We start from the raw sequence: 22,403 nt of genomic DNA, 5'->3' as shown, positions 1-22,403 counted from the left end.
CATGCGGGTGTATTACGATCGCGACGCCGACCTGAACCTGATCAAGGGCAAGAAGGTCGCCATCGTCGGCTACGGCAGCCAGGGCCACGCCCACGCGCTCAACCTGCGCGATTCCGGCGTGAAGGACATCGTCATCGCCCTGCGCGAGGGCTCCGCCACTGCCAAGAAGGCCGAGCACGAGGGCTTCAAGGTCCTGTCGGTCGCCGAGGCCGCCAAGTGGGCCGACGTGGTGATGATGCTCACTCCCGACGAACTGCAGGGCGACATCTACCGCGAGTCCCTCGAGGGCAACATGAAGCAGGGCGCCGCGCTCCTGTTCGCCCACGGCCTCAACGTCCACTTCAACCTGATCGAGCCGCGCAAGGACCTCGACGTCCTGATGGTCGCCCCGAAGGGCCCGGGCCACACCGTGCGCTCCGAGTACCTCCGCGGCGGCGGCGTGCCGACCCTGATCGCCATCGCGCAGGACGCGAGCGGAAACGCCCACGACCTCGGCCTGTCGTACGCCTCGGCGAACGGCGGCGGCCGCGCCGGCATCATCGAGACGACCTTTAAGGAGGAGTGCGAGACCGACCTGTTCGGCGAGCAGGCCGTGCTCTGCGGCGGCCTCGTCGAGCTGATCAAGGCCGGCTTCGAGACCCTGGTCGAGGCGGGCTACGCCCCCGAGATGGCCTATTTCGAGTGCCTCCACGAGGTGAAGCTGATCGTCGACCTCATCTACGAGGGCGGCATCGCCAACATGAACTACTCGATCTCCAACACGGCCGAGTATGGCGAGTACGTCACCGGCCCGCGCATCGTCACGCCCGAGACCAAGGCCGAGATGAAGCGCGTGCTGAACGACATCCAGTCGGGCACCTTCACCCGCAACTGGATGCTGGAGAACAAGGTCAACCAGACCTCGTTCAAGGCGACCCGCGCCAAGCTCGCCGCCCACCCGATCGAGGAGGTCGGCGCCAAGCTCCGCGGCATGATGCCGTGGATCTCCGAGAAGGCGCTGGTCGACAAGACCCGCAACTGATTGCTTCGGATTGCGCGGCCGGGCTCTGCTCGGCCGCGCCCGGGGGCCGGTCGCGCGGAGGCGTGGCCGGCCCTTCGCGTTCCGGGTTGCCCGACCTGGGGAGTCCCGGCCATAAGCCCGCCAGCGGTCCCGCGTGTACGAGGACCGGCTAGCGGAGAGGACACGCATGGCATCGCTCTATTCCGACGCGCACCGGGCGCTGCAGGAGGAGTTCGGCACCACCAAGCTCGCGGTGCGCCTCGACGAGGACTGGGTCCACGAGAGCATCCAGCCGGACGAGGCCGCCTTTATCGGCTCCCGCGACATGTTCTTCCTCTCGACCGTCGACCCGGACGGCATGCCGACCGTCTCCTACAAGGGCGGCCCCACGGGCTTCGTGAAGGTGCTCGACGCCAACACGCTGGTGTTCCCGGGCTTCGACGGCAACGGCATGTTCTACTCGATGGGCAACATCGCGGGGCAGGCCAAGGTCGGCCTGCTGTTCATCGATTTCGAGACGCCCCACCGCATCCGCGTGCAGGGCCACGCCACGCTGCTGCGCGACGACGCCCTGATGGCCGAGTACACCGAGGCCAAATACTTGGTGAAGGTCGCGGTGACTAAGATCTGGATCAACTGCCCGCGCTACATCCACAAGTACCAGAAGCTCGAGCAGAACAAGTACGTGCCGCGGCCCGGCCGCGAGACGCCGCTCGCCGCCTGGAAGCGTCTGGACCTCGCGGGCGACGTGATCAGCGACGAAGACAAGGCGCGGGTCGCCCGGGAGGGTAAGCTGGAGGTCTCGGAGTACGAGGCGCTGGTCGCCCGCGGCGAGGCCTGACGACCCTTTGCCGGCCGCCTCGCGAAATGGGGCGGCCGGCGGGCGCTCGATATGCCGGGAATTCAATCTTCGGCGCACAAGTTGATACCAAGTAGATATCCGCGGCGCTTCATATTGATGTAGCAATATAATTGCGACTGATCGCGGCCGAGTTCAAAATTTCTTGACGATGTGCGGGGGCGGCCGCTAGATTTCCTGCAAATCTGGTCGGTCACATCCTTGCGCGGATCGTAGAGAACATGCTTTCGCTGCCCCTGCGTGTCGCCGTTATCTGTAGCGTCCTGATCGCTGCGGTTTCGCGGGAGGGATGACTTTTCTTGCCCGTCGAATCAACGCTTCCTTCGAGGAGCAGGCGGCCAAGATGCAGTCGGAGACTCTGTCGAACGAGGCGCGCGAGCTCCGGTTTCGCCTCGCGGTCGCGGCGAAGACCGCCGAGAGCATCGCGGTCTCCGCCTCGGCCCTGCGCGCCCGCGGCATTCAGGACCGTGAGGTCTACGATGCGATGCTGCGCGAGCTTCTGCGCGCCAACCCCAGCCTGATCGCGACCTGGACGGGCTGGGAGCCGGATGCCCTGGACGGGCGCGACCGCACGTTCGCCGGCACGGCCTCCTCGGACGCGAGCGGCCGCTTCATGCCCTACTGGAATCGCGGCAGCGGCACGATCAAGCGGGAGGTTCTCACCGGCTACGAGGCCGAGCCGGACGGCGCCTATTACCTTCAGCCGAAGAAGCTGAACCGCTTGGTGGCCATCGAACCCTACATCTACAAGGTGGCCGGGAAGGACGTCGTCATGATGTCCTTCGGCGCGCCGATCAGCGTGGACGGCACGTATCGCGGCACCGCCGGTGTCGACATCGACCTCGGATCCCTGAATGCCGCCTTCGGCGCGGTGAAGCCGTTCGGGACCGGCTACCTGGCCGTGGTCTCGGCGAGCGGAACGACCGTCGCGCATCCGACCGGCGCGGCGGCCGGGAAGCCGATGCAGGGCTTCGACGCGTCGGCAGCCGACGCGGCCAGGCAGGCGATCGCGGCAGGCGCCGTGGTGGTGACCGATGCGCCGGGTCCGGATGGGGCGCCGTGGCGGTACATGGCGCAGCATATCCAGGCGGGCGAGACGACCGACCGCTGGGCCATCGTGGTCGCGGTGCCGGTGGCGACGCTCACGGCCGCCGCCGATCAGGCGCGCGCCAGGCTCATCGGCATCTCGGTCCTCTGCGTGCTGATCGGCTGCGCGGTCGTCTTCGGCGCGCTGCACCGCCTCGTCGGAAAGCCGGTCCGCGCCCTCGGCAGGACCATCGGCGACATGGCCGCGGGCGATTACGGGGCGGACGTGCCCGAGGCTCGGCGCCGCGACGAGGTCGGGCTGGTCGGGCGGGCCGTCCTGAAGCTGCGCGACGGCCTCCGGGCGCAGGCGGAGGCCGACACGCAGGCGCGGGCTTCTGCCCAGGCCGCCGCCGACCGGGACCGCAAGCGGGTGACGGCGGATCTGGCGAACACGTTCGAGCAGGCGGTCGGCGGCATCGTCGAGACGGTCACGAACGCGGCCACCGAGCTGCAGGCCACGGCCCGGGCGCTGGCCGCCACGGCGTCGGAGACCGCCGGCCAGTCGACGACCGTCGCGGCCGGGGCCGAAGAGGCGGCCGCCAACGTCCGGGCCGCGGCCTCGGCGGCCGAGGAGCTCGGCAGCTCCGTGCAGGAGATCGGGCGTCAGGTCCAGGGCTCCGCGCAGCTCGCGCGGGCCGCGGCGGACGAGGCCGGGCGGACGGTGCGTCTGGTCGAGGACCTGAGTGCGGCCGTGATGAAGATCGGGGACGTGGTGGCGCTGATCAGCGGCATCGCGGGCCAGACCAACCTGCTGGCCCTCAACGCCACCATCGAGGCGGCCCGTGCCGGCGAGGCCGGACGGGGCTTCGCGGTCGTGGCCGCCGAGGTGAAGGCGCTGGCCGAACAGACCGCGCGGGCGACCGAGGAGATCGCGGGCCAGATCGCCCGCGTGCAGGCCTCGACCGCGCAGGCGGCCTCGGCGATCGGCAGCATCACGACGCGCGTCGACGAGATCAGCGGCGTGGCCACGACGATCGCGGCCGCGGTCGAGCAGCAGGGTACGGCGACCCAGGAGATCGTCCGCAACGTGACCCAGGCCGCCGCCGGCACGGGCGAGGTGACGACGAACATCGCCCGCGTGGCCGAAGCCGCCGACATGACCGGCTCGGCCGCGGGCCAGGTGCTGGACTCGTCCGCGAACCTGTCGCAGCAATCCGAGCACCTCCGGGCGGAGGTCAGCCGCTTCCTCGGAACGGTGCGCGCGGCCTGAGGACCACCGGGCCGGCCTGCGCGCTACGGGGCTTTTCGGGCGACGATGAACACCCGCGGGAAGGCGAGCAGGCGCTGCCCGTCGCTGCGCGGCGGGTAGGCGGCGTCGATCGCGCGGGTATAGGCCGCCAGGAAGCCGGCCTTCTCCCCGGGCTCCAGCGGGTCGAGGAAGGGCCGGAGCCCCGTGGCGCTCACCCAGTCCACGATGGCGGCGGCATCCGCCATCCGGTGGTGATAGGCGGTGCGCCAGACATCGACCGCGGCGGCCAGGGGCGCCAGCAGGTCGTAGTAGGCTGCGGGCTCCAGCATGCGGCCGAGGCGGCCGGCCACGGCCGGGTCGCCGATCGTTGCCGCCCAGGGTCCGGCCGCCGCGACTTCGCGCATCAGCCGGTGGGTGGGCTCGGCGAGATTGTCGGGCATCTGCACGGCGAGCACCCCGCCCGGGGCGAGGAGGCCGAACAGCCGCGGCAGCAGGGTCGCGTGGTCCGGCAGCCATTGCAGGACGGCGTTGGCGAAGATCAGGTCCGGGGCGCGCTCCGGGACCCAGGTCGCGGCATCGGCCTGCGCGAAGGTGAGGTCGGGCAGGCGGGCACGGGCGCTCTCCAGCATCGCCGGGGAACTGTCGAGGCCGAGCACCTCAGCATCGGGAAATCGCGCCGCGATCAGCGCGGTGGAATTGCCGGGCCCGCAGCCGAGATCGCAGGCGAGCCGTGGCGCGTCGAGGGGCACGCGGGCGAGGAGCTCGGCCGCCGGCCGCGTCCGCTCGTCCTCGAAGCGGGTGTAGAGGGCGGGGTTCCAATCGGCCATCTCAACCTTCCGTGCGACGCCTCAGCAGCCGAGCTGGTCGGCGAGGTCCGCCAGGTCCCGCGCCGCGTGGGTGACCGGCACCGTCGGCGCGGTCTCGCCGCCGGCCGGGCCGTGCTCGTGCGGGCGGGCGATGTGGGCGGTGGACAGACCGTGGCGCGCCGCCGCCGCGAGGTCGTTCGAGTGCGCCGCGACCATCATCGTTTCCGCCGGCGCGAACCCGAACGCCGCCACCGCATCGCGGTAGAGCGCCGGCTTCGGCTTGTAGTCGCGGGAATAGCCGGCGCCGAGCACCGCGTCGAAGATCAGCCCGTTGCGGCGGGCGAGGTCGGCCATCAACCGGACAGGCCCGTTGGAGTTCGGCGCCAGGAGGTGCTTCTCGCGCAGCCGCCGCAGCGCGTCCGGCACCTCGGGCCAGGCGTCGAGCCGGTGCCACGCCTGGACCAGCTCCCGCTGCACGGTCTCGGGCACGCCCGCGATGCCGAACTGCGCCAGCACGTCGGGCAGGGACTCGGCCTGGAGCGTGTCGAGGTCGACATAGGGCCGGGCGCCGGAGCGCACCGTCTCCATCGACGGGTCGTAGCGGGCCCGCCACTCATCCGCGAAGGCGCCGGCATCGAGGCTCGGCGCGACGGGCGCCAGCAGCCGCGCCGCCTCGCGGGCGACGCCGGAGCGCCAGTCGACGAGCGTCCCGAAGACGTCGAAGACCAGCGCCCGGATTGTCACCGCACCGCCTGGAGGCTGGGGCCCCGCCGCACGAAGCCGACGATGTCCTTGACCGCGTCGAGGGTCTGCGCCGCGATCGTCTCCGCCCGGGCGGAGCCGTCGGCCAGCACGGCGTCGATATGGCCGGGATCGGCGGTGAGCCGCCGCATCTCCCCGGCGATCGGCGCGAGGCTCGTCACGGCGAGGTCGGCGAGCGCCGGCTTGAAGGTCGAGAACTGCGCCCCGCCGAAGTCGCGCAGCACGTCCTCGCGGCTGATGCCGGCCAGCGCCGCGTAGATCCCCACGAGGTTGTCGGCCTCGGGCCGCTCCTTCAGGCCCGCCACCTCGGAGGGGAGGGGCTCCGGATCGGTCTTCGCCCGGCGGATCTTCTGGGCGATGGCGTCCGCATCGTCCGTGAGATTGATCCGGGCGTTGTCGGACGGGTCCGACTTCGACATCTTCTTGGTGCCGTCGCGCAACGACATGACCCGGGCGGCCGGACCGCCGATCAGCGGTTCCGTGATCGGGAAGAACGCGTCGCCGTGGCCGTGCGCCGCGATCGAGCCTGCGAAGTCGGTGTTGAACTTCTGCGCGATGTCGCGTGTCAGCTCCAGATGCTGCTTCTGGTCCTCGCCCACGGGCACGTGGGTCGCCCGGTAGGCCAGGATGTCGGCGGCCATCAGCACCGGGTAGTCGTACAGGCCGATCGAGGCGTTCTCCCGGTCCTTGCCGGCCTTCTCCTTGAACTGGGTCATGCGGTTCAGCCAGCCGAGGCGGGCGACGCAGTTGAACACCCAGGCGAGCTCGGCGTGCTGGGGCACCTGGCTCTGGTTGAACACGATCGAGCGCTTCGGATCGATGCCGGCGGCGAGGAAGGCGGCCGTGACCTCGCGGATCTGGCCGCGCAGGGCCTCCGGATCCTGCCAGACGGTGATCGCGTGCAGGTCGACCACGCAGTACAGGCACTGCGCGTCGCGGTCCTGCATCTCCACGAAGCGCTTCACCGCTCCGAGATAGTTGCCGAGATGCAGGTTGCCGGTGGGCTGGACGCCCGAGAAGACCAATTCGGTGAACGCGGCCATCGGCGCCGATCCTGAGCAAAGATAGACCGGGGCTCCGCGCCGTCCGGGCGCGGGGTTACTCGCACCCGTAGGCCGGAATGGTCAAGGACGCGCTCACGGCTCCCGCACGGGGCGCTTCGCGCTGGGGCAGAGGTCGGTCAGGACGCAGCGCCCGCAGGCGGGCCGGTGATGGTGGCAGACCTGCTGGCCGTGCAGCATCAGGATCTCGTGATTGTCGTAGAGATCCTGCGCGCTCCACGCGGCGGGCAACTGCCCCCGCAGGATCGCGTGCGCCGGGCCGACATCGACCCGCGGGCCGATCAGCCCGAGGCGCTGGGCGACCCGGTGATGGTGGCTGTCCACCGGCAGCGCCGGCATCCGCAGGGTGGAGAACGACAGGACCGCGGCACTGGTCTTCGGCCCGATCCCGGGGATGGCCTGCAGCCACGCCCGCGCCGCCTCGACCTCCATGTCGGCCAGGAAGGCGAGGTCGAGGGTTCCGCACCGGTCGCGCAGGGCCCGGATCACGTCGCGGATGCGCGGCGCCTTCAGCTCCGGCCATGTCACCCCCGCGATGGCGGCCTCGATCTCCGGCACGTCCGCGTCGATCACCGCCTCCCAGTCCGGGAAGCGTGCCCGCAGGGCCTTGAAGGCCCGGCCGGATTCGGCGTTGCGCGTCCGGTGCGACAGGAGCGAGGAGACGAGTTCGCTGACCGGATCCAGGCTGTGGAAGTACGGGATCGGGCAGCCGTAGACCGGGCAGAGGCGCGCGTGGATCGCCAGCGCCTTCTCGGCGAGGGCGGGATCCATGGCGTTGGGGGCCGCCTTGCGGCGCGGAGGCGGGACGGTCCCGGTTCTGAGATCGGTGGCGGGCATGTCGGGCGAATCCGCGAGCCGATGCCCCTGTTCCTGCCGGGGCGGGGCAGCGGCGATCTGTCCGCCTCTCGGGTTCGCACACACGTATCGGAGAGCGCGGCTGGCGGCGACGCGCGACCTGCCCCCTCTCCCGTGCGGGAGAGGGTTGGGGTGAGGGATGCGCCCTCTCCGGAAGGACCTGTCCCCTCACCCTGTCCCTCTCCCGCACGGGAGAGGGGACCCGCGCTCGATCCCGAAGCGGTCGTGGCGGTCAAGTGTGACGCCGCGAGCCCGCGCCGGATGGCGGTCGCCTACTTCACCAGCGCGTAGATGTTCACGTCGAGGTTGTCGTCGGTACCGTCCTTAAGGTCGGTGGCGTATTCCTCGACGAACCGGTCCTGCACCACGATGTCCTTGGCATCGAGATAGGCGGTCAGGGTCTCGTAGGTGCTGTCGATCGACTCGTAGGAACCCTTGTGGGCGAAGCGCAACGCCTTGCCGGAGGGCGTCGTGCCGAAGCGCAGCCCGTCGGTCTCCGCCGGCGCCGGGTTCGGTGCGGACGCCACCGGGATCATCGCCTCGAACTCGAAGCCGTCATCGTCGGTCCGGGTGAAGACCGCCAGCGGCCGGCCGGCCGGTGCGACGCCCAGCTTGGCGAGGTCGGCCTCGATCCGCGCGAAGGCCTGCTTCAGGTTCGGCACGGCCTCCTCCCATTTGGTCTTGCCCGACAGGATCGCGGCGGGCTTCGACGGCAGGGTGACCTCGTCGACGTCGCCGGGCTCGCCGGCCTTCTCGATGAGCGTCGGACGCGCGGGCGTTCCCACCGCGGACTGGCCCGCGGGCGGGGGCGCCACCGATTGCTGGGGGGCCGGGGCCGCGCTCTTGTCCGGATCGGCCACCGGGTTCGGCGCCGTCGTCGTCGGCAGCGGGTTCGTCTGGGCCGGCGCGGGTGCCGTGGAGGGCGGCGGCGCAGGCTGCTGCTGCGCGGCGATCGGGCCGCCGGACGCGAGCACGAGGGCGGCCGAGAGGGCGACGAGCGGACGAAGGCGGATCACGTGGGGCGCTCCGGTCGAGGCCCGCGGATGATCGCGCAGGCTCCCGCCGCGTAACCTAGTGGCGAACGTGACGGCCCGCGAGGGCACCGCGGACGAGAGCCGCGGGTGCGGCGCATCTGCCACGCTGCTGCACCCCTCGCGCCGGGCGGTCGCTTTTGCGATATAGCCGGCCCCTCCTCGACCTGCGGGACTGCATGAGCGCACTCGCCCACAGACGCTTCCTGAAGATGCACGGCGCCGGCAACGCGATCGTGGTGCTGGACCTGCGCGGCTCCACCGTGACGGTGCGGCCCGAGGAGGCGCGGGCGATCGCGCAGGATCCCGGCTCGGCCTTCGATCAGCTGATGGTGCTACACGATCCCGTGAGCCCGGGCACGGACGCGTTCCTGCGGATCTACAACACCGACGGTTCGGAATCGGGCGCCTGCGGAAACGGCACGCGCTGCGTCGCCTACGCGATGCTCGACGATCCGGCCATGGCCCGGCCGGCCGAGGGCGGGCGGCTCACCCTGGAGACCGAAGCGGGCGTGCTCGGCGTGCGCCGCGTCTCGGAGCGGGCCTTCACGGTCGATATGGGCCGGCCGCGTCTCGCCTGGGACGAGATTCCCCTGTCGGAGCCCTTCCCGGACACGCGCCGGATCGAGTTGCAGATCGGCCCGATCGACGATCCGATCCTGCACTCGCCGGGCGCGGTGAACATGGGCAACCCGCACGCGGTGTTCTTCGTGGAGCAGGATCCGGATTCCTTCGACCTCGCGCGGATCGGTCCGATGCTGGAGAACCACCCGCTGTTCCCGGAGCGCGCCAACATCTCCGTGGCTCAGGTGACGGGCCGCGAGACGATCAAGCTCCGCGTCTGGGAGCGCGGCGCCGGGCTGACGCTCGCCTGCGGCACCGCCGCCTGCGCCACCGTGGTGGCCGCCTCGCGCCTCAAGATGATCGGCCGGCAGGCCCAGGTCGCGCTGCCCGGCGGCGAGTTGTTCATCGAGTGGCGCGCCGACGACCATGTCCTGATGACCGGTCCGGTCGCGCTCGTCGCCGAGGGGACCCTGGCGCCGGAGCTGTTCGACAGCGCGGCCTGATGGCGGTCGAGACCCTCACCTTCGGCTGCCGCCTCAACACCGTCGAGTCCGAGGCTCTGCGGGCCCATGCGGCCGCGGACGGCCGCGACCGGGTGGTGGTCAACACCTGCGCGGTCACCGCCGAGGCCGGGCGGCAGGCCCGCAAGGCGATCCGGCGCATCGCCCGCGAACGGCCCGGCGCCGAGATCGTCGTCACCGGCTGCGGCGCCGAGGTGGAGACGGAGGCCTACGCGGCCATGCCGGAGGTCGCGCGCCTCGTCGGCAACGCCGAGAAGCTGCGGCCGGAGGGCTGGTCGGCGGCCGCGACCGGACCGGGGGCCGTCATGGCGGCGCGGATGGCCGAGCCGACGCGGATCGAGGCCATGGCCGGGCACACCCGCGCCTTCGTGCCCGTGCAGAACGGCTGCGACCACCGCTGCACCTTCTGCGTGATCCCGTTCGGACGCGGCGTCTCCCGCTCGGTGCCGGTGCCCGATGTGGTCGCGCAGGTCGAGACCCTCGTGGCCCGGGGCGGGCGGGAAGTGGTGCTGACCGGCGTCGACCTCACCGCCTATGGACGGGATCTCGCCGGGCCGTCCCTCGGCGGTCTGGTGCGGTCGATCCTCCGGGCGGTGCCCGACCTCCCGCGCCTGCGCCTCTCCTCCATCGATTCCGTGGAGGCCGACGACGCCCTGCTCGCGGCGATCGCCGAGGAGGAGCGGCTGATGCCGCACCTGCACCTGTCGCTGCAGGCCGGCGACGACCTGATCCTCAAGCGCATGAAGCGCCGGCACCTGCGCGCCGACGCGATCCGCTTCTGCGAGACCGTGCGGCGGCTGCGGCCCGACATGGTGTTCGGCGCCGATCTGATCGCGGGTTTTCCGACCGAGACGGAGGCGCAGTTCGCCCGCTCCCTCGACCTCGTGGCGGAGTGCGGCCTGACGCACCTGCACGTCTTCCCGTATTCCCCGCGCCCCGGGACACCCGCCGCGCGGATGCCGCCGGTGGCGGCGGACGCGATCCGCGCGCGGGCGGCGCGGCTGCGCGCAGCCGGTGCCGACGCCCTGCGGCGGCACCTCGACGCACAGGTCGGGCGGCGGCTGACCGTGCTGGCGGAGCGCGGCGGCACCGGGCGGAGCGCGGATTTCACCGCCGTGCGGCTGCCGGGCGCGGCCGAGGCGGGGACGTTCCACGACGTCGCCGTCGCGCGTCACGACGGCGCGCGGCTTATCGGGGCCTAGCGCCACCCGACCCCGTCGTGACAGGGCCTGCGTGGCCGACCGTGACGCGGATCCCCTCTCCCGTGCGGGAGAGGGACAGGGTGAGGGACGTGCGGCATCCGCAGAGAGCTCGACGGACCCGCACGTCGACCGCGTGATCAATCCTGACGCTTCTCGCCCCTCACCCCGACCCTCTCCCGCACGGGAGAGGGGGCACGTCGCGCTCCGTCGCTGCCGGTATTCGCCACCGGACGTGTGCGAACCTCGTCGCCTGTCCGCGGCTGGAGGCAGGCGCCGTCGCCCCGTGCCGGATGGCGCCGCGGCTCACGCCGCCATCGCAGCGACGGCCTCGGCGATGTGCGGCGGCGGCGGGGCCGTCACCGTGATGGCGTCGCGCTTCGGATAGAGCGGGATCGACAGGGTCCGCGCGTGCAGGTGCAGCGCGCTGCCGCGGGGCGCCCCGCCGTAGATCGCGTCGCCCAGGATCGGCCAGCCGGAGGCGGCGCAATGGACCCGGAGCTGGTGGGTGCGGCCGGTCACCGGCTTCAGCTCCAGCCATGTCCGCCCCCCGGCGCGGCCGAGCACCCGCCAGTGCGTCAGCGACGGGTCGCCCGCCGGGTCGGCCTTCATCCACCAGGAGCGCGGATCGTCCGAGCGGCGGGCCAGCGGCAGGTCGATGCGGCCGGCCTCCTCGGCGGGGCCGCCCTCCACGATCGCCCAGTAGGTCTTGTCGACGCCGCTGCCGGAGAACAGCTTGCCGAGCCGCGCCAGCGCCTTGGCGTGGCGGCCGAGCGCGAGGCAGCCGGAGGTGTCGCGGTCGAGCCGGTGCGCGGCCTCCGGGCGGCGCGGCAGGCCGAACCGCAGGGCGTCGAGGTGATCGGTGAGCGTCTCGCCGCCGCGGGGACCCGGATGGACCGGCAAACCCGCCGGCTTGTCGATGACGAGCAGCAGGGCATCGCGGTAGAGGAGGCGCGCGCCTATGTCGAAGGCGTTGGACATCCGGATCGGCTAGAGGGTCGGTGTCGGCGGGGCAAGGTGGGGCGAGGACGCGATTTCATGGCGAGCGAGGAGAAGCCCGGCTGGTTCGGACGCCTGTTCGGGCGCAAAGGCCAGCCCGCGCCCGAGGACAAGCCGGAAGACAAGCCCGAGGCCGAGCTGCCCGCGGAGGCGGCCTCGCCCTCCGAGGGTGAGCCGGACTTCGCCACCGCCGCGGAGGACGTCGCGCATGTTCCGCTGCCGCCCGAGGAGACCGGGGAGCCGGTCCCGGACGTGGTCGAGGGCGCCGATCTGCTGCCCGTCGCGGGCGAGCCCGAGCGTCCGCCGGCCGGCACCGCCGGCGACGACCCCGCGCACGGGGCCGACCCGGTCGATACCGGTGACGTGAACCGGGAGCCGGTGGTCGCGCCGATGCCCGACATCCAGCCGGTCGACAGCGCCGCTGCCCTGGCCCACGACGCGAGTGCCGGGCCGGACCGCGAGCCGGAGGCCAAGGGCTGGTGGAGCCGGCTCACCTCGGGGATGAAGCGGACCTCGTCGGCGCTCTCCGAGCGCGTGACCGGCCTGTTCACCAAGCGCAAGCTCGACGCCACCACCCTGGAGGACCTAGAGGACGCGCTGATCCAGGCCGATTTCGGCCTCGAGACCGCGATGCGGGTCTCGGAGGCCGTCGGCAAGGGCCGCTACGAGAAGGGCATCTCGCCGGACGAGGTGCGGGCGATCCTCGCCGCGGAGGTCGAGCGGGCGCTGGAGCCCGTGGCGGTGCCGCTCGCCATCGACGCGAGCCGGAAGCCCTTCGTGATCCTCACTGTCGGCGTGAACGGCGCCGGCAAGACCACGACCCTCGGCAAGCTCGCCTCAAAGCTCCGGGCGGAGGGGCGCACCGTGATGCTGGCGGCGGGCGACACGTTCCGGGCGGCGGCGATCGACCAGCTCAAGGTCTGGGGCGCGCGCACCGGCACGCCGGTGGTGAGCGGCGCGCAGGGGGCAGATGCCGCGGGCCTCGCCTTCGACGCCCTCAAGCAGGCCTCGGCCGCCGGGACCGACGTGCTGCTGATCGACACCGCCGGCCGGCTCCAGAACAAGACCGGCCTGATGGCGGAGCTTGAGAAGATCGTCCGCGTGCTGCGCAAGCAGGATCCGGAGGCGCCCCACGCCACGATCCTCGTCCTCGACGCCACGGTGGGCCAGAACGCCCTCAGCCAGGTGGAGCTGTTCTCGCAGGCCGCGCCGGTCTCGGGCCTGGTGATGACCAAGCTCGACGGCACCGCCCGGGGCGGCATCCTGGTGGCGCTGGCGGCGAAGTTCGGCCTGCCGGTCCACTTCATCGGCGTCGGCGAGGGCGTCGAGGACCTGGAGCCCTTCGCGGCCCGCGACTTCGCCCGGGCGATCGCCGGGCTGGAGAAGGATTAGGACGCGGGCGCCCGCCGATCTTTGGTGCGCGATGTCATGGACATCGCGCGCTCGGCGTACCACACACCCCGCAAATCCCGTTCGACGCTCCCGGCCCACCGTGAGCGCCGCAGCCGAGCCGACCGAGCGTATGCAGATCGAATCCGTCCCCCCGCACCGCCACCTGCCGCCGCTCGTGAAGCTGGCGCTGGAACTCGGCCCGCTGGTGCTGTTCTTCCTCGGCAACGCGTATTCCGAGAAGTTCGGCGTCGCCCCGGACCAGAAGCTGTTCGTGGCCACGGGCGTGTTCATCGCGGCGACCGTGTTGGCGCTGGCGATCCACTACGTCATGGTGCGCCGCCTGCCGATCATGCCGCTCGTGTCCGGCGTGGTGGTGGTGGTGTTCGGCGGCCTGACCCTGGCGCTGCAGGACAAGACCTTCATCATGGTCAAGCCGACCATCGTGAACGCCCTGTTCGGGACGGTGCTGCTCGGCGGCCTCCTGTTCGGGCGCTCGCTGCTCTCGGTGGTGCTCGATTCGATGTTCAGCCTCACCGAGGAGGGCTGGCGCAAGCTCACCTTCCGCTGGGGCGTGTTCTTCTTCGTGCTGGCGGCGCTCAACGAGCTGGTGTGGCGGACGCAGACGGAGGATTTCTGGGTGAACTTCAAGGTGTTCGGCATCATGCCGATCACCGTGCTGTTCGCCCTGGCGCAGACGCCGCTGCTGACTCGCTACGAGCGCAAGACCCCGCAGCCCGAAATCTAGGGTCTACTGCGCCGCCGCGACCTTGCCGGCGGCGCGGATTCGCGTGAGCACGCTCGCGAAATTCTCAGGCGTGAGGATGCCGACGAGCTTGTCGCGGATGATGCCGTCCGGCCCGATGATGAAGGTTTCGGGCACGCCGTAGACGCCGAAATCGATCGCCGCCCGCCCGCCGGCATCGGCCCCCACCGCGCTGAACGGGACCCCGTGCCGGGCCAGGAAGCGCTGGCCAGCCTCGGGGGTCGGCTCCTTGTAGTCGATGCCCACGAGCCGGATGCCGGGCTCCTTCGCCAGGCGCATCAGCATCGGGTGCTCCACCTGGCAGGGCGCGCACCAGGAGGCGAAGACGTTGAGCACCGTGATCTGGCCCTTCAGATCCGCGCTCGACAGGCCGGGCACGGGCGCGCCCCCGGCGGTCAGCCCCGGCACGGCGGGCAGATCGAACTGCGGCACCGGCTTGCCGATCATCGCGGAGGGCAGGGCCGCCGGATCGGCGCCGGAGCGCAGGCGCAGGAACAGCACGGCGGCGAGCGCCGCGAAGGCGAGGGCCGGCACGATCAGCAGCAGCGAGCGGCGGACCGGCGGCGGCCGCCCGGTCGCCTCGTCGAGGGGCGCGGTCATCGCCGATCCTCGCCGAAGCCCTTCAGGGCACGCAGCTGCGTCCGGCGATCGCGCAGGGCGTTGCCGACCAGGGCGACCATCACGAAGGCGGTGAAGGCGTAGGCGAGCAGGATGAAGCCGCCGTGAGACCCGAGATCCATTGCGGCCCCCTAGACCGGTTGGCCGACCGGCATCGCGGCCGGCGTCGGAGTGATGTGCGGCTGGGCGCGGTCGAGGCGCTCGGCCTCGCGGATCGTCAACGTCCGCACCCGGCGACGCATGATCTCGGTGCGCATCGTGTAGAGATGCAGGGTGGTCCCCCCCAGGGTCGCGGCGCCGATCATGACCAGCAGCGGGTAGAGCATCGAGGGATCGATGGTCGAGCCGCCCATGCGCAGGATCGAGGCCGGCTGGTGGAGGGTCGACCACCAGTTCACCGAGAACTTGATGATCGGCAGGTTCACGGCCCCGACCAGGGTCAGGATCGCCACCGCGCGCGCGGCACGGTTCGGATCCTCCAGCGTGCGCCACAGGGCGATGATGCCGCAATAGATCAGCAGCAGAATGAGCATGGAGGTCAGGCGGGCGTCCCAGACCCAGTAAGTGCCCCACATGGGCTTGCCCCACAGGGAGCCGGTCACGAGGCAGATCAGCGTGAAGGCCGCCCCGATCGGCGCCGCCGCCCGCTGGGCGACATCGGCCAGCGGGTGGCGCCAGACCAGGGTGCCGATCGCCGACACGCTCATGGCCCCGTAGAAGAACACGCCGAGCCACGCCGCCGGGACGTGGATGTACATGATCCGCACGGTCTCGCCCTGCTGGTAGTCGGGCGGCACCACGAAGAAGGTCTGGTACAGCCCCAGGGCCAGGACGGCGAGCGACAGGGCCGTGAGCCACGGCACCAGCGCGCCCGACCAGCGCATGAAATGGCTGGGGTTCGACAGGCGGGTCCAGAGGGAAGGCGTCATCGCGGCAGCTGTCTCGGACATCGTGGAAGCGGTCTAGCCTAGGGTGCGGTGCAGCAACAATGCGGGTCGGCGGCGCAGGCGGCGGGGTCGCCGGAATGTGGTCGCAGGCGGTGCCAACGGTGACGGGGCGTCGGAGCCGACGCGCTCCTGGACGATCGCGTCGACACCCAACCGTCTTCTTGGGACATCCGCGACGCGCCCCCTATCCCGTGCGGGAGAGGGCGCGCGCTACGCCCACACGCGTTTAAGCCTCCCAGCGTTCGCCGGTCTGGAAAGTATCGCTATCTCGAGCTTCTTGACCGCGCCTGTTCTGTTCGAGGCGTCCCGGGCCATGCCCCCGGCGCCACCGGCGCGCGGGGACGATGACGCAGGTCCGCAACCGCAGGTTTTCGCGTCCGAGCCTTGCGCATCGCGGGCAGATTGCGCATATAGACGTGAACAAAAAGAGAACGAAAGAGCGTCCCCGAGAAAAGCTGTGGACGACCCGCCTCCCTCCTGACGGAACGAGCGCCTCATGCGAACCGCCGACAAGCAGATCGCCGACATCCTCGTCCGCTACGGCGAGCCCTTCGGGGGCAACGTCTGGCGCGTTCAGGGCACCGCCGTCATCTACCACAAGACCCTGGAGCGCATCGCCGCCCAGGCCGGCATCGTGTTCGAGCCGCCGACCGTCATCCGGGCCGAACGCGACGAGGCCGTGATCCTGGTCACCGGCCGCCTGCCCGGCGCGAAGCCCGGGACCGAGCGGGTCGAGTGGTCGATGGGCGAGGCGCTGGTCAACGTGAACTACCGCGTCTCCGGCAAGCAGGCGGCCTACGTCTACGCCATGGCCGAGAAGCGCGGGAAGGACCGCGTCATCCTCAAGCTCATCGAGCTGCACGGTCTCGTCTACTCGGAGGAGGAGGCCGACGAGTTCCGCGCCCACCAGATCCCGGTCCGCGCCGTCGACGAGGATTTCGAGGAGGCGCCCGCCTTCGACGAGGTCACCGAGGCCGAGGGCGACCTCAAGCGCCGCATCGACGAGGCCGCGACGATCAACGCGGTCACCGACCTGATGCTGGACGGCGCCACCCAGGCCGTCTTGGCGACGATGCCGCCCGGCACCCGCGACGAGGTGCGCGACTACGCCAAGGCCCGCCTCGTGGCGCTCGGCTGGCCGAAGCGCGCCGGACGCCGCAGCGCCGCCTGATCCCGCTTCCACCCCACCGAAGGAGACCGCCATGCATCGCGCGACGAGCCGCCGCACCATGAAGGCCCGCCGGGATTCCCACCACGGCTGGAGCATCGAGACGCTGTCCTACAGCCCGACGCGGATCGTGCGCCTCGGCGCCGAGAAGGTCGCCATCCTGTTCCCCCCGGTCGAGCCCGGCGCAGCCTGGCAGCTCTACCCGCATCCCGACACGTTCCCGGGCCTCAACTTCGAGGGCCTGCCCGAGCCGCTGCGTCCGGAATTCCTCGCCTTCCCGGATCTTCCGGAGGTCGAGCGGTTCCTCGGCATCCGTGATGCCGAGCCCGCCGCGCTGGCGGCGTAAGCTGACGGCTCAGAGCGATGGCCAGGGTGCGCCGCGATGGAGCGCCTCGGCCTCGGCCGTGAAGGTGCCGTCGGAATCGTGCAGCACGAGGGGCGGGCGCAGGCTCGCGGCGGCGCGGCTGCCGCGGATCGCGGCGATCAGCACACGGATCGCGGGCGCGTCGCCGCGGGGATGGACCGGGCGGATCGCCAGCCCGCCGTAGCGGCCCTTCAGGGCGTCGAGGCAGGCGGGAAGGGCGTCCGCCCGGTGGATCAGGCCGAGGCGGCCGCCGGGCCGCAGGATCGCCGTGCAGGTCCGGATCCAGGTCTCGAGATCCCCGCCCGCGAAGGTGTGGGCGGCGGCGCGGCCCGGATGCGGCGAGGCACGGTGGCTGCCGGGTGCGAAGAACGGCGGGTTGGTGAGCACGACGTCGAAACTGTCCGGCACCAGGCCGGCGGCGCGGCGTTCCGCCGCGGATGCCAGGACGTCGGCCACCAGAACCTGCGCGTCGATGCCGTTGAGGGCCGCGTTGGCGCGGGCCTGCCCGGCGAGCACCGGGTCGCGCTCGACCAGCGTCGGCCGGAGGCCCGGCGCCAGGGCCGCGCAGGCGAGACCGACGGCACCGGTCCCGGCGCCGACATCGCAGATCCGCTCCCCGGCCTGCGGCGCGAGCAGCCGGGCGAGCAGCACCGCGTCGGTCCCGGCGCGATGCGCCCCCCGCGGCGGCTGGTGCAGGCGCAGGAGGCCGCCGAGGAAGGAATCGGCGCCGGTGTCGGCCTCTTCTGTCACGGTTGGCGCAGCTCGTGGGCGATGCCGGCATCCGTGAGCAGGCGGCGGGCCTGGGCCTCGTGGTCGCGCGGGACGAGAAGGCGCTGGCCGAAGACCCCGATCGATCCCTCCATCAGGCTCATGTGGCTGTCGGCGACGAGGACCGGGATCTCGGCCGCCTCGAGGACCGATCGGGCGAACCCGATCAGCACGACATCGTTGGCCCGGATCAGCTCGATCATCGCGTGTTCGCTCCGAAGCGGGCTCGGATCGGCGGTTTCGTCGCGTGAGCCCCGCGCTGGCGGCACCCCATATCCGGACGGCGACGATGTTGCGGCGCCGCGGGGCGCGTGCGAAGGGATCGCCCGCCCCCTGAGGGGCGACCGGTCTGGAGGTCACGGATCTTGGGTATGGCCCTCTCCATCGAGAATCCGAAGCCCGAGGCGGAGGCGGGGCTCAACGACCTCGTCGCGCTGGTGGCCGACGGCATGGCGCGGGTCAACACCACGATCCTGTCGCGGACGGGATCGGACGTGGCGATGATCCCCGAGGTCGCCAACCACCTGATCGCCTCCGGCGGCAAGCGCCTGCGCCCGATCCTGACGCTCGCCTGCGCCCAGCTCTGCGGCTACGCGGGCGCGACCGACGGCGACGTGAAGCTCGCCGCCAGCGTCGAGTTCATGCACACCGCGACGCTCCTCCACGACGACGTGGTCGACGAGAGCGACATGCGCCGCGGCCGCGTCGCCGCCCGGATCAAGTGGGGCAACGAGGCCTCCGTGCTGGTCGGCGACTTCCTGCTCGGCCAGGCCTTCCGGATGATGGTGGAGGTCGGCTCCCTGCGGGCGCTCGACATCCTCTCGGCCGCCGCCACGGTGATCGCCGAGGGCGAGGTGATGCAGCTCACCAACGCCAAGAACCTGGAGACCGACGAGGCCGCCTACCTCGCGGTGATCCGCGGCAAGACCGCCGAGCTGTTCGCCGCCGCCTGCGAGGTCGGCCCGGTGCTCGCCGGACGGCCCGAGGCCGAGCAGGCGGCCGCCCGGTCCTACGGGATGAATCTCGGCATCGCCTTCCAGCTGATCGACGACGTGCTCGATTACGGCGGCACCTCGGCGGAGCTCGGCAAGAACGTCGGCGACGATTTCCGCGAGGGCAAGATCACCCTGCCGATCGTGCTCGCCTACCGCCGCGCCAGCGAGGGCGAGCGCGGCTTCTGGCGCCGCACCCTGCAGCAGGGCGAGATCGGCGCCGACGATCTGGAAACGGCCCTCGACCTCCTGCAGCGCCACGGCGCCCTGGAGGAGACCGTCGCCCGCGCCCACCAATACGGCGCAGAGGCCCGGGCCGCCCTCGACATCTTCCCCGACGGGCCGGTCAAGGCGGCGCTCCTCGGGGCCGTCGAGTTCTGCGTGGCGCGGGCGCGCTGAGGCGGGGCCTCGCGGCTCCCGCATCGACAGCCAGACCGCCCCACCATCGGATCGGCAGCGCGTCGCCCCGGGCTGACCGGACCGCGGCCCGCCGCGAAGGTATCCCTCGCGCTCCGTCCCCGCAGGCGGGTCGGTGATGCCGGTCCCCTGCGATTGAACGACCCATCGGCCGCCGGTCGCGTCAGCGCGTCGCGGGTCCGAGGGCGTCGGTGAGGGCGGGGGCGAGGTTGCGCAACTCGTCCAGATGCGCGGCCGTCAAGCTTTGCAGGAGGCCCTCGGCACGGGGGGTGAGCGACAACGCGCTCCGCCGCCGGTCCTCCACGGCGCGTGTCTTGGTCAGCAGACCGGCCTCCACCATGCGGGACACCAGTTCGGCCGCGCTGTGCGGGGCGATCAGCAGCTGCTCGGCCAGAAGGCCGACCGTGGCGGGCGCGCGTCCGACATGGCCTGCCAGGGTCAGCAGGGCCTGATGCTGCTGCGGCGGCAGCCCCGCCCGGGCCGCCGCGGCCTCGCTGAACGCCAGGAAGCGGCGGAGCCGGAACCGGAAATCCGCGAGCGCCGCATATTGCTCCCGCGACAGCGCCTCCGTCCCGGACGCGTCGGTGTCCATGATCGCCTCCGTGATGGGGCCTGTGATCCGCCGACGATGCCCCGGATCGACAGGCTTGTGCAGCCTCGCCACGACCGTGCCGTTGTGAATTATATCGGATCACGACATAAATGCGGTCGTGAGGAAAGGAGGCCTGGATGATCGGCGGGACGGAAGGGGAGCGCGGGGGTGCCAGGCCGTTGCGCCGTGCGCTGCGGGATTTCAGCGCTGATCGGCGGGTCCTGACGCTGGCCGGCATGGCTGTCGTCACCGGCACGGCCGCGAGCGGCACCGCCTGGATCCTGCTCACGCTCATCGGCCTTGTGACCAATCTCGCGTGGTATGGCCGCTTCGATACCGCTCTGACCTCCCTGGCCGGCGCGACGCCGGGGCCCTGGATGGTGGCGATCCCGGTGATCGGGGCGCTGATCGTCGGCGCCATGGCGCGCTACGGCTCGGAGAAGATCCGCGGCCACGGGATCCCGGAGGCGATGGAGGCGATCCTGATCGGCGGGAGCCGGATGTCGCCCAAGGTGGCCGTGCTCAAGCCGCTCTCCTCGGCGGTGGCGATCGGCACCGGCGGCCCGTTCGGCGCCGAGGGGCCGATCATCGTGACGGGCGGCGCGGTCGGCTCGCTCTTCGCCCAGTTCTTCCATCTCAGCGCCGCCGAGCGGAAGACCCTGCTGGTGGCGGGCGCGGCGGCGGGCATGACCGCCATCTTCGGGACGCCCGTGGCGGCCGTGCTGCTCGCCGTCGAAGTCCTGCTGTTCGAGTGGCGGCCGCGGAGCCTCGTCCCGGTGACCGTCGGGGCGGTCACGGCGGCCTGCTGGCGGCCGGCCCTGTTCGGCGCCGGCCCGCTGTTTCCCTTCGCCGACAATCCGGCCCTGGCCTGGTGGGGGCTTCCCGCCTGCGCGCTGCTCGGCGTCGCCTGCGGCCTGATCTCCGGCGCGCTGACCCGGGCGCTCTACGCGCTGGAGGACGCGTTCGGGCGGCTTCCCCTCCACTGGATGTGGTGGCCCGCCCTCGGCGCCGTCGTGGTCGGCCTGGGCGGCCTCGCGGAGCCCCGGGCGCTCGGCGTCGGCTACGACGTGATCCACGACCTGCTCTCCGGCCACATGCTGGCGAGCGCCGTGGTGCTGATCGTGGTGGTGAAGGCGGTGATCTGGCTCGCCGCCCTGTCGTCGGGCACGTCCGGAGGCGTGCTCGCGCCGCTGCTGATCCTTGGCGGCGCCGTCGGCTGGCTGATCGGCCTGCTCCTGCCCGGCGCCCACGGCTTCTGGTCGCTGCTCGGCATGGCGGCGATGCTCGGCGGCACGCTGCCGGCGCCCCTCACCGGCGTCGTCTTCGCCGTCGAGATAACCGGCGACGTCGCCGCCCTGGCGCCCCTGCTCGCCGCAACCATGGCGGCCTACGCGGTGACCGTGCTCCTCCTCAAGCGCTCGATCCTGACCGAGAAGATCGCCCGGCGCGGGCAGCACGTCACTCGGGAATACGGGATCGATCCCTACGATCTGGCCCGGGTCCAGGCGGTGATGACCCGCACCGTCGAGACCCTGGACGCGGACCTGCCCCTGGCCGAGGCCCTCGCCGCCATCGAGACCGGCGTCCACCACGCCTACCCGGTGGTCGACGGCGCGGGCCGGCCGGTGGGCCTCGTCTCCCGCAACGACGCCCTGCGCTGGACCCTCGAAGAGCGCGAGGGTGAGACGGAGGCGGGCACCCTCGGCGAGCGCGTCTCCGACGCCGATCTGGCCGTCGTCCATCCGGGCGACGTGGTCTCGCACGCCCTCGACGTGATGCTGTCGGCCGGGCAGGGCCGCCTGCCGGTCACCGATCCGCAGACCGGCAGCCTCGTCGGGCTCCTGACCCGCAAGGATCTGCTTCAGGTGCGCGCCACCGTGGTGCGGGCCGAAGCCGAGCGCCGCGCGTTCTACCGGAAGGAGCGGGGTGAGCGGCGCGCACGGATGGAGGCATGACCATGGAGCCGCGCCTTCCCGGCCGGACCACCCGCCTCGACCAGCTCGGGCCGGGCAGCTGCTACCTGATCGCCGGCCCGGACGGGCCTGATCTCGCCCTCGTCGTCCTGCGTGACGGACGGCGGGAGGCCCTGCTGCTGAACCGGCGTCACGAGGCCGACGGCCACCTGCGGATCGTCTCTGAGATCGCCCCCGACACCGACGTGTTGGCGCTGCAGGGCGCTTTCCTGGCGCCCAGCGGTGCCCTCGCGGACATCGCCTTCGGCCACGCCGCCCTCGCTCCGGCTGCGCTCCATCTCGGTGACGGCCGCGCGTATCTGTGCGGCTGCGACAGGGATGGCCGGCTGGCCGCCTTCGATGTCGGGAGCGGCCGGGTCAGCGCGATGGATCCCGGCGACCTGCCGCGGGCAAGCCGCTGGCGCGTGATGGTGCCGGAGGGGAACGGGGTCGTGACGGTCTACGCGGCGGAGCCGGCCTGAACGCCTGCTGCGGGTT

24 protein-coding genes are annotated in these 22,403 nt (G+C 71.9%); 12 read left to right on the top strand and 12 right to left on the bottom strand.

Annotation, left to right across the window (positions count from 1 at the left end; all coding sequences use genetic code 11):
- Position 1 precedes the first annotated feature (1 nt).
- From ilvC to ABC766_RS12790, 3 genes are all read left to right on the top strand, one after another.
- Positions 2 to 1,021, top strand: a complete 1,020-nt coding sequence (ilvC, locus tag ABC766_RS12800) for a ketol-acid reductoisomerase (protein WP_012322218.1) — start codon at positions 2 to 4, stop codon at positions 1,019 to 1,021.
- Positions 1,022 to 1,187: 166 nt separating this feature from the next.
- Positions 1,188 to 1,841 (top strand): pyridoxamine 5'-phosphate oxidase family protein, encoded by a 654-nt coding sequence (locus ABC766_RS12795; RefSeq protein WP_043347120.1) that lies wholly within the window; start codon positions 1,188 to 1,190, stop codon positions 1,839 to 1,841.
- Between the two features lie 361 nt (positions 1,842 to 2,202).
- Positions 2,203 to 4,155: a methyl-accepting chemotaxis protein gene (locus ABC766_RS12790; protein ID WP_345822390.1), complete on the top strand. Its 1,953-nt coding sequence runs from the start codon at positions 2,203 to 2,205 to the stop codon at positions 4,153 to 4,155.
- Between the two features lie 23 nt (positions 4,156 to 4,178).
- Here ABC766_RS12790 and tam read toward each other — a convergent pair whose 3' ends face one another.
- The 5 genes from tam to ABC766_RS12765 all read right to left on the bottom strand — a co-directional run bounded on the left by tam (position 4,179) and on the right by ABC766_RS12765 (position 8,634).
- On the bottom strand, positions 4,179 to 4,961 hold the full coding sequence (tam, locus tag ABC766_RS12785; RefSeq protein WP_345822389.1) for a trans-aconitate 2-methyltransferase: 783 nt from the start codon (positions 4,959 to 4,961) through the stop codon (positions 4,179 to 4,181).
- Between the two features lie 21 nt (positions 4,962 to 4,982).
- The gene (locus ABC766_RS12780; protein ID WP_345822388.1) at positions 4,983 to 5,684 is read right to left on the bottom strand and encodes a haloacid dehalogenase type II; all 702 of its coding nucleotides are present in this window, start codon (positions 5,682 to 5,684) and stop codon (positions 4,983 to 4,985) included.
- Positions 5,681 to 6,745, bottom strand: a complete 1,065-nt coding sequence (gene trpS / locus ABC766_RS12775) for a tryptophan--tRNA ligase (RefSeq protein WP_043760278.1) — start codon at positions 6,743 to 6,745, stop codon at positions 5,681 to 5,683. The genes ABC766_RS12780 and trpS overlap by 4 nt, the downstream gene beginning before the upstream one ends.
- Positions 6,746 to 6,838: 93 nt before the next feature.
- Positions 6,839 to 7,600 carry an endonuclease III domain-containing protein gene (locus ABC766_RS12770; protein WP_083935967.1) on the bottom strand — a complete coding sequence of 254 codons (762 nt, stop codon included), beginning with the start codon at positions 7,598 to 7,600 and terminating at the stop codon, positions 6,839 to 6,841.
- 290 nt (positions 7,601 to 7,890) lie between these two features.
- A complete protein-coding gene (locus ABC766_RS12765; RefSeq protein ID WP_078947350.1) occupies positions 7,891 to 8,634 on the bottom strand; it encodes a GyrI-like domain-containing protein in 744 nt (247 codons plus the stop codon).
- Between the two features lie 194 nt (positions 8,635 to 8,828).
- Between ABC766_RS12765 and dapF the strand changes: the two genes are divergently transcribed.
- Together dapF and mtaB are read left to right on the top strand one after the other, a co-directional pair.
- Complete coding sequence (gene dapF / locus ABC766_RS12760; RefSeq protein WP_043382597.1) at positions 8,829 to 9,716, top strand: diaminopimelate epimerase; 888 nt, start codon at positions 8,829 to 8,831, stop codon at positions 9,714 to 9,716.
- Positions 9,716 to 10,936 carry a tRNA (N(6)-L-threonylcarbamoyladenosine(37)-C(2))-methylthiotransferase MtaB gene (gene mtaB, locus ABC766_RS12755; RefSeq protein ID WP_345822387.1) on the top strand — a complete coding sequence of 407 codons (1,221 nt, stop codon included), beginning with the start codon at positions 9,716 to 9,718 and terminating at the stop codon, positions 10,934 to 10,936. Before dapF ends, mtaB begins: the two co-directional genes overlap by 1 nt.
- A gap of 303 nt (positions 10,937 to 11,239) precedes the next feature.
- On the opposite strand, the gene ABC766_RS12750 is transcribed toward mtaB, so the two are convergent.
- The gene (locus ABC766_RS12750) at positions 11,240 to 11,914 is read right to left on the bottom strand and encodes an RNA pseudouridine synthase (RefSeq protein ID WP_345822386.1); all 675 of its coding nucleotides are present in this window, start codon (positions 11,912 to 11,914) and stop codon (positions 11,240 to 11,242) included.
- Positions 11,915 to 11,971: 57 nt separating this feature from the next.
- Between ABC766_RS12750 and ftsY the strand changes: the two genes are divergently transcribed.
- A complete protein-coding gene (ftsY, locus tag ABC766_RS12745; RefSeq protein ID WP_345822385.1) occupies positions 11,972 to 13,324 on the top strand; it encodes a signal recognition particle-docking protein FtsY in 1,353 nt (450 codons plus the stop codon).
- A gap of 130 nt (positions 13,325 to 13,454) precedes the next feature.
- On the top strand, positions 13,455 to 14,069 hold the full coding sequence (locus ABC766_RS12740; protein ID WP_075381323.1) for a septation protein A: 615 nt from the start codon (positions 13,455 to 13,457) through the stop codon (positions 14,067 to 14,069).
- A 3-nt stretch (positions 14,070 to 14,072) separates the two neighbouring features.
- Here the strand turns inward: ABC766_RS12740 and ABC766_RS12735 are convergent, their stop codons facing one another.
- Genes ABC766_RS12735 through ABC766_RS12725 form a run of 3 tightly spaced genes read right to left on the bottom strand, consistent with a single transcriptional unit; the run spans position 14,073 to position 15,634 of the window.
- On the bottom strand, positions 14,073 to 14,687 hold the full coding sequence (locus ABC766_RS12735; protein WP_043347162.1) for a DsbE family thiol:disulfide interchange protein: 615 nt from the start codon (positions 14,685 to 14,687) through the stop codon (positions 14,073 to 14,075).
- Complete coding sequence (gene ccmD, locus ABC766_RS12730; protein WP_043347163.1) at positions 14,684 to 14,827, bottom strand: heme exporter protein CcmD; 144 nt, start codon at positions 14,825 to 14,827, stop codon at positions 14,684 to 14,686. Before ccmD ends, ABC766_RS12735 begins: the two co-directional genes overlap by 4 nt.
- Before the next feature lie 9 nt (positions 14,828 to 14,836).
- Positions 14,837 to 15,634, bottom strand: coding sequence for a heme ABC transporter permease (locus ABC766_RS12725; RefSeq protein ID WP_043382608.1), 798 nt, complete (start codon positions 15,632 to 15,634; stop codon positions 14,837 to 14,839).
- A 514-nt stretch (positions 15,635 to 16,148) separates the two neighbouring features.
- Between ABC766_RS12725 and ABC766_RS12720 the strand changes: the two genes are divergently transcribed.
- Both ABC766_RS12720 and ABC766_RS12715 read left to right on the top strand, forming a co-directional pair.
- Positions 16,149 to 16,823 carry a hypothetical protein gene (locus tag ABC766_RS12720; protein WP_043382610.1) on the top strand — a complete coding sequence of 225 codons (675 nt, stop codon included), beginning with the start codon at positions 16,149 to 16,151 and terminating at the stop codon, positions 16,821 to 16,823.
- Positions 16,824 to 16,854: 31 nt separating this feature from the next.
- Positions 16,855 to 17,166 carry a hypothetical protein gene (locus ABC766_RS12715; RefSeq protein WP_020090705.1) on the top strand — a complete coding sequence of 104 codons (312 nt, stop codon included), beginning with the start codon at positions 16,855 to 16,857 and terminating at the stop codon, positions 17,164 to 17,166.
- Between the two features lie 9 nt (positions 17,167 to 17,175).
- On the opposite strand, the gene ABC766_RS12710 is transcribed toward ABC766_RS12715, so the two are convergent.
- On the bottom strand, positions 17,176 to 17,934 hold the full coding sequence (locus tag ABC766_RS12710; protein WP_342144978.1) for a tRNA1(Val) (adenine(37)-N6)-methyltransferase: 759 nt from the start codon (positions 17,932 to 17,934) through the stop codon (positions 17,176 to 17,178).
- Positions 17,931 to 18,155, bottom strand: coding sequence for a DUF2007 domain-containing protein (locus ABC766_RS12705; protein WP_026604550.1), 225 nt, complete (start codon positions 18,153 to 18,155; stop codon positions 17,931 to 17,933). The genes ABC766_RS12710 and ABC766_RS12705 overlap by 4 nt, the downstream gene beginning before the upstream one ends.
- A gap of 168 nt (positions 18,156 to 18,323) precedes the next feature.
- Here ABC766_RS12705 and ABC766_RS12700 point away from each other — a divergent pair, with 168 nt between their 5' ends.
- Positions 18,324 to 19,343, top strand: coding sequence for a polyprenyl synthetase family protein (locus ABC766_RS12700; protein ID WP_345822383.1), 1,020 nt, complete (start codon positions 18,324 to 18,326; stop codon positions 19,341 to 19,343).
- Positions 19,344 to 19,524: 181 nt separating this feature from the next.
- Here ABC766_RS12700 and ABC766_RS12695 read toward each other — a convergent pair whose 3' ends face one another.
- On the bottom strand, positions 19,525 to 19,953 hold the full coding sequence (locus ABC766_RS12695; RefSeq protein WP_043347176.1) for a MarR family winged helix-turn-helix transcriptional regulator: 429 nt from the start codon (positions 19,951 to 19,953) through the stop codon (positions 19,525 to 19,527).
- Between the two features lie 137 nt (positions 19,954 to 20,090).
- Here ABC766_RS12695 and ABC766_RS12690 point away from each other — a divergent pair, with 137 nt between their 5' ends.
- Together ABC766_RS12690 and ABC766_RS12685 are read left to right on the top strand one after the other, a co-directional pair.
- Positions 20,091 to 21,908 carry a chloride channel protein gene (locus ABC766_RS12690; RefSeq protein WP_345822382.1) on the top strand — a complete coding sequence of 606 codons (1,818 nt, stop codon included), beginning with the start codon at positions 20,091 to 20,093 and terminating at the stop codon, positions 21,906 to 21,908.
- On the top strand, positions 21,905 to 22,387 hold the full coding sequence (locus ABC766_RS12685) for a hypothetical protein (RefSeq protein WP_179697699.1): 483 nt from the start codon (positions 21,905 to 21,907) through the stop codon (positions 22,385 to 22,387). The genes ABC766_RS12690 and ABC766_RS12685 overlap by 4 nt, the downstream gene beginning before the upstream one ends.
- The last annotated feature ends 16 nt before the right edge of the window (positions 22,388 to 22,403 follow it).

The organism is Methylobacterium fujisawaense, assembly GCF_039619325.1.
In the GTDB taxonomy this organism is placed as follows: domain Bacteria; phylum Pseudomonadota; class Alphaproteobacteria; order Rhizobiales; family Beijerinckiaceae; genus Methylobacterium; species Methylobacterium fujisawaense.
This window is presented reverse-complemented; position numbering and strand designations above follow the sequence as displayed.

What these genes read in the sequence shown, in the direction of transcription:
- ilvC (WP_012322218.1), top strand. Translation starts at nt 2, where the DNA reads ATGCGGGTGTATTACGATCGCGACGCCGACCTGAACCTGATCAAGGGC.
- ABC766_RS12795 (WP_043347120.1), top strand. Translation starts at nt 1,188, where the DNA reads ATGGCATCGCTCTATTCCGACGCGCACCGGGCGCTGCAGGAGGAGTTC.
- ABC766_RS12790 (WP_345822390.1), top strand. Translation starts at nt 2,203, where the DNA reads ATGCAGTCGGAGACTCTGTCGAACGAGGCGCGCGAGCTCCGGTTTCGC.
- tam (WP_345822389.1), bottom strand. Translation starts at nt 4,961, where the DNA reads ATGGCCGATTGGAACCCCGCCCTCTACACCCGCTTCGAGGACGAGCGG.
- trpS (WP_043760278.1), bottom strand. Translation starts at nt 6,745, where the DNA reads ATGGCCGCGTTCACCGAATTGGTCTTCTCGGGCGTCCAGCCCACCGGC.
- ABC766_RS12770 (WP_083935967.1), bottom strand. Translation starts at nt 7,600, where the DNA reads ATGCCCGCCACCGATCTCAGAACCGGGACCGTCCCGCCTCCGCGCCGC.
- dapF (WP_043382597.1), top strand. Translation starts at nt 8,829, where the DNA reads ATGAGCGCACTCGCCCACAGACGCTTCCTGAAGATGCACGGCGCCGGC.
- mtaB (WP_345822387.1), top strand. Translation starts at nt 9,716, where the DNA reads ATGGCGGTCGAGACCCTCACCTTCGGCTGCCGCCTCAACACCGTCGAG.
- ABC766_RS12750 (WP_345822386.1), bottom strand. Translation starts at nt 11,914, where the DNA reads ATGTCCAACGCCTTCGACATAGGCGCGCGCCTCCTCTACCGCGATGCC.
- ftsY (WP_345822385.1), top strand. Translation starts at nt 11,972, where the DNA reads ATGGCGAGCGAGGAGAAGCCCGGCTGGTTCGGACGCCTGTTCGGGCGC.
- ABC766_RS12740 (WP_075381323.1), top strand. Translation starts at nt 13,455, where the DNA reads ATGCAGATCGAATCCGTCCCCCCGCACCGCCACCTGCCGCCGCTCGTG.
- ABC766_RS12735 (WP_043347162.1), bottom strand. Translation starts at nt 14,687, where the DNA reads ATGACCGCGCCCCTCGACGAGGCGACCGGGCGGCCGCCGCCGGTCCGC.
- ccmD (WP_043347163.1), bottom strand. Translation starts at nt 14,827, where the DNA reads ATGGATCTCGGGTCTCACGGCGGCTTCATCCTGCTCGCCTACGCCTTC.
- ABC766_RS12725 (WP_043382608.1), bottom strand. Translation starts at nt 15,634, where the DNA reads ATGACGCCTTCCCTCTGGACCCGCCTGTCGAACCCCAGCCATTTCATG.
- ABC766_RS12720 (WP_043382610.1), top strand. Translation starts at nt 16,149, where the DNA reads ATGCGAACCGCCGACAAGCAGATCGCCGACATCCTCGTCCGCTACGGC.
- ABC766_RS12715 (WP_020090705.1), top strand. Translation starts at nt 16,855, where the DNA reads ATGCATCGCGCGACGAGCCGCCGCACCATGAAGGCCCGCCGGGATTCC.
- ABC766_RS12705 (WP_026604550.1), bottom strand. Translation starts at nt 18,155, where the DNA reads ATGATCGAGCTGATCCGGGCCAACGATGTCGTGCTGATCGGGTTCGCC.
- ABC766_RS12700 (WP_345822383.1), top strand. Translation starts at nt 18,324, where the DNA reads ATGGCCCTCTCCATCGAGAATCCGAAGCCCGAGGCGGAGGCGGGGCTC.
- ABC766_RS12695 (WP_043347176.1), bottom strand. Translation starts at nt 19,953, where the DNA reads ATGGACACCGACGCGTCCGGGACGGAGGCGCTGTCGCGGGAGCAATAT.
- ABC766_RS12690 (WP_345822382.1), top strand. Translation starts at nt 20,091, where the DNA reads ATGATCGGCGGGACGGAAGGGGAGCGCGGGGGTGCCAGGCCGTTGCGC.
- ABC766_RS12685 (WP_179697699.1), top strand. Translation starts at nt 21,905, where the DNA reads ATGACCATGGAGCCGCGCCTTCCCGGCCGGACCACCCGCCTCGACCAG.